At 57.6% G+C, this 3884-nt stretch carries 2 protein-coding genes and 2 pseudogenes; 3 read left to right on the forward strand and 1 reads right to left on the reverse strand.

Translation table 11 applies throughout. The annotated features are described in order from the left end of the window. Window positions 1–341: 341 nt before the first annotated feature. Window positions 342–1480 (reverse strand): annotated as a pseudogene (gene queG / locus HA41_RS19260) (tRNA epoxyqueuosine(34) reductase QueG). Between queG and nnr the strand changes: the two are divergent. The 3 genes and pseudogenes from nnr to HA41_RS19275 form a co-directional block, all read left to right on the forward strand. Continuing rightward, window positions 1479–2990 carry a bifunctional ADP-dependent NAD(P)H-hydrate dehydratase/NAD(P)H-hydrate epimerase gene (nnr, locus tag HA41_RS19265; RefSeq protein WP_094122095.1) on the forward strand — a complete coding sequence of 504 codons (1512 nt, stop codon included), beginning with the start codon at window positions 1479–1481 and terminating at the stop codon, window positions 2988–2990. The pseudogene queG and the gene nnr sit on opposite strands and share 2 nt — an antisense overlap. Before the next feature lie 5 nt (window positions 2991–2995). Next, window positions 2996–3471 (forward strand): annotated as a pseudogene (gene tsaE / locus HA41_RS19270) (tRNA (adenosine(37)-N6)-threonylcarbamoyltransferase complex ATPase subunit type 1 TsaE). Continuing rightward, on the forward strand, window positions 3468–3884 hold a 417-nt coding region (locus HA41_RS19275; protein WP_143807383.1), incomplete at its 3' end, for an AMIN domain-containing protein. The pseudogene tsaE and the gene HA41_RS19275, both read left to right, overlap by 4 nt.

The raw sequence follows: 3884 nt of genomic DNA on the forward strand, positions 1-3884 counted from the left end.
CGTCAGACCCCTTTAGCCAATTATCAGGCTGTTTATTGCTGCGGGATACCAGAGTCTCCAGAAGGTTATCCACAGCACTGCACGCCATCATTTGCGCTGTTTTCCCCGATCTGTAAAATGGTTTTGAACAGAGTTATCCACAGCTTTATCTGTTAACCGAAGCGATAGTCTCATTATTAAATAAACACAACTTTTCGGTAAGCTGTTGATAGTTATAAATATGTAAATATTTCAGAATGTTATTTATCAGCGTAATCAGCCTTATGGCAGTTGAATGACAACGCGTTTTTATTTTTATTCACAGCATGTGGAAAACGCCTGAGTGCCGGCTGGCTGCTCACTCATGCATCACGCGGTAATCCCTTCTCTACTGCACGGACCAGGCGCTTTTGCTGGGCGGGCTGCACATCGATCACCAGCTGCTGACGTTTATCCTGCTGCCGGGCGATAGCCCACTGGATATGTTCATCCAGCAATTCACTTTCACCCAGACGCTGTTCCAGCACCGGAATAATCTCTGCTGACCAGGGCGCATTCCCCAGCGCGACGGCGATATTGCGCAGCCAGCGTAAATGACCGATGCGCCGAATGGCTGATCCCTCCGTAATACGCAAAAACTTTGCTTCATCCCACTGAAACAGATCGATCAGTTCAGGCGCATGCAGGGCGGCACGCGGCGAAAAATCGCTTTCATCACTGAGCTGCCCGTAACGATTCCACGGACAGATCAGCTGACAATCGTCACAGCCGTAAATCCGGTTGCCCATCAGCGGACGAAATTCTTCCGGAATGGCCCCTTCCAGTTCGATAGTGAGATAGGAGATGCAGCGCCGGGCATCGACCACATAAGGTTCAACAATGGCACTGGTCGGGCAGATCGTCATGCAGGCCACGCAACGGCCGCACTGCTCCTCCTGCGCCGTATCCACGGGCAGCGGCAGGTCAATCAGCAGCTCGCCGAGAAAAAACCATGAACCCGCTTCGCGATTAAGAATCAAAGAGTGTTTGCCGGTCCAGCCGAGCCCGGCTTTCGCGGCCAGCGGCCGTTCAAGCAGCGGGGCAGAGTCGACAAAGGGCCGGAAATTGAGCTCGCCACAGTGCTGCTGGATTATTTCTCCGAGCTTTTCAGTCGATTGCGCAATACTTTGTGGTAATCACGGCCTAAGGCATAACGGCTGACATAGCCCAGTCGGGGATTTTTCAGGGTGCTGGCAAAGGCGGCTTTGGCCGGAAGGTAGTTCATGCGAACGCTGATGACGCGCAGCGTACCGGGTAACAGTTCATGCGGACGCGCCCGCATCATACCGTGGCGCGCCATCCACTCCATCTCGCCATGATATTGCTTGTCCAGCCACGCCTGAAGACGCGGCTCTTCCGCACTCAGATCGGTATCGGTGATGCCGACCTGCTGAAAGCCGAGATCCAATCCCCACTGTTTAATCTGTTGTGCGAGTTGATGAAGATCGAGAGGGTATGACATGAGTAACCAGGGTTCGAAGAAATACCGTCGCAGTTTACCATATTCTGTCTGGCCTGCGCAGGCGGTGGCGCAACTGGAGCGTGAAGGTGCTGATGCGCTCGGCATCACCTTGTATGAACTGATGCTGCGCGCCGGACAGGCGGCCTATGAACATCTTAACGCCTGCTGGCCTGATGCCCGGCACTGGCTGATCCTGTGTGGGCACGGCAATAACGGCGGCGATGGCTATGTGGTGGCGCGTCTGGGGCAGGCGGCGGGTAAACAGGTGATGCTGCTGGCCTGTGACGGGGAGAAGCCCCTGCCTGAGGAAGCGCAGCGCGCCCGGGATGCCTGGCTGGATGCGGGCGGCGACATTCATGCCGCGGATGCTGCCTGGCCAGAACAGGTCGATGTGATCGTGGATGCGCTGCTCGGGACCGGCATTAATCGCGCACCCGCTGAACCCTATAGCACGCTGATTCAGCAGGCGAATGCCCATGCCGCCCCAATCCTTGCTATCGACATGCCTTCTGGCTTAGCCGCCAGTACTGGCAGTGCGTCCGGCGAGGTCATCAACGCCACCCATACCCTGAGCATGCTGGCGCTTAAGCCGGGACAGATTACCGGAAAGGCCCGCGATTATGTCGGTGAGTTGCACTATGCCGACCTTGGCCTGCAGACTTTTCTGGCGGCGGAATCAGCGCCTATGGCGCGCTATGATGCCAGCGCGCTCACGCACTGGCTCAGGCCGCGTAAACCAACCTCGCACAAAGGCGATCAGGGGCGTTTACTGGTGGTCGGCGGTGATGCTGGTACCGCGGGAGCGGTGCGAATGACGGCGGAAGCGGCCTTGCGCAGCGGGAGCGGATTAGTGCGAGTACTTACTCACAAAGATAATATCATCCCGATCCTGACGGCGCGGCCGGAAATCATGGTCGATGAACTGACCGATGAACAGCTGACCGCCGCGCTGGCGTGGGCGGATGTGATTGCGATTGGTCCAGGGCTGGGGCAGCGCGAGTGGGGCAAGCGGGCGCTGGAACGGGTCGCCGAAAGCGAAAAGCCGATGCTTTGGGATGCGGATGCACTTAACCTGCTGGCAATCAGTGCAGAGAAACGTCAGAATCGCATCATTACGCCACATCCTGGCGAAGCGGCTCGCCTGCTCAACATTAAGACCAGTGAAGTTGAGAGTGACCGCTTACATGCAGCGCAGATGCTGGCGCAGCGCTACGGTGGTGTGGTGGTACTGAAAGGTGCGGGCACTCTGATCGCCAGCGAGCAGGGTGACATGGCGTTTGCCGATGTGGGAAATGCCGGTATGGCTTCCGGCGGCATGGGGGATCTCCTGAGTGGGATTATCGCCTCGCTGGTGGGTCAGAAACTGGCGCTGTTTGATGCTGCCTGTGCCGGCTGCGTTGCCCACGGTGCCGCTGCGGATGCGGTGGCTGCACAACGTGGCACGCGCGGTATGCTGGCAACAGATTTACTTGAGCTGCTGTGGCAGTTTGTTAATCCTGAGATGAATTAAGAAGCATGAAGACCTGTGTTATTTCTTTGCCCGATGAGGCGGCAACGCTCGGTTTGGGCGCTCAACTGGCGCGTGCCTGTGGCAACGCGGCGGTCATTTATCTCTATGGCGATCTGGGGGCGGGTAAAACTACCTTCAGCCGCGGCTTTCTGCAGGCGCTGGGTCATCAGGGTAACGTAAAAAGCCCGACCTACACGCTGGTCGAGCCTTACACCCTGGGTGAGCGCTCACTCTATCATTTTGATCTCTATCGCCTGGCCGATCCGGAAGAGCTGGAATTTATGGGCATCCGCGATTACTTCAGCGGCGACGCCATCTGTCTGGTCGAATGGCCGCAGCAGGGCGAGGGATTTTGCCGTCGCCCGACCTCTCCTTAACGCTGCGCTACGTCGGTGACGCGCGTGAAGCGGAGCTGGCGGCCCACACGCCACTGGCAGAGCGATGGCTGGCATCACTTGCACAACACAGGGACCCGGCATGAAGTCACGGATGAAACTGGCGTTAGTGACACTGCTGCTGCTGGTCTGCACGCCGCTGTTCGCGGCCACGCTGTCTGATATCAAAGTCGCCAATGGCGATAACCAGGCCACGGTGACCCTGAGCTTTGCCGGTCAGCCAGTGTATGGTTTCTTTCCGCTGCGTAATCCGGATCGGGTGGTACTGGATGTGCGCCAGAGCGGCGTGGTACAGGGGCTGCCGCTGAACTTCAGCGGTGAAAACATCGTAAAGCGCATCCGGACCAGCACGCCGAAAGATAAACAGAGCGTACGGCTGGTATTTGAGCTGACGCAGCCAGGTAAAACCCGGGCGGTGACTCAGCGTAACGGCAACAGCTACAGCGTGGTGTTTACCATTACCGGCACGCGTCCGGCCGTCACCCGCACGGTGCCCGCG

The sequence above is a fragment of the Pantoea conspicua genome (assembly GCF_002095315.1).
Classification (GTDB): Bacteria; Pseudomonadota; Gammaproteobacteria; order Enterobacterales; family Enterobacteriaceae; genus Pantoea; species Pantoea conspicua.

What these genes read in the sequence shown, in the direction of transcription:
- nnr (WP_094122095.1), top strand. Translation starts at nt 1,479, where the DNA reads ATGAGTAACCAGGGTTCGAAGAAATACCGTCGCAGTTTACCATATTCT.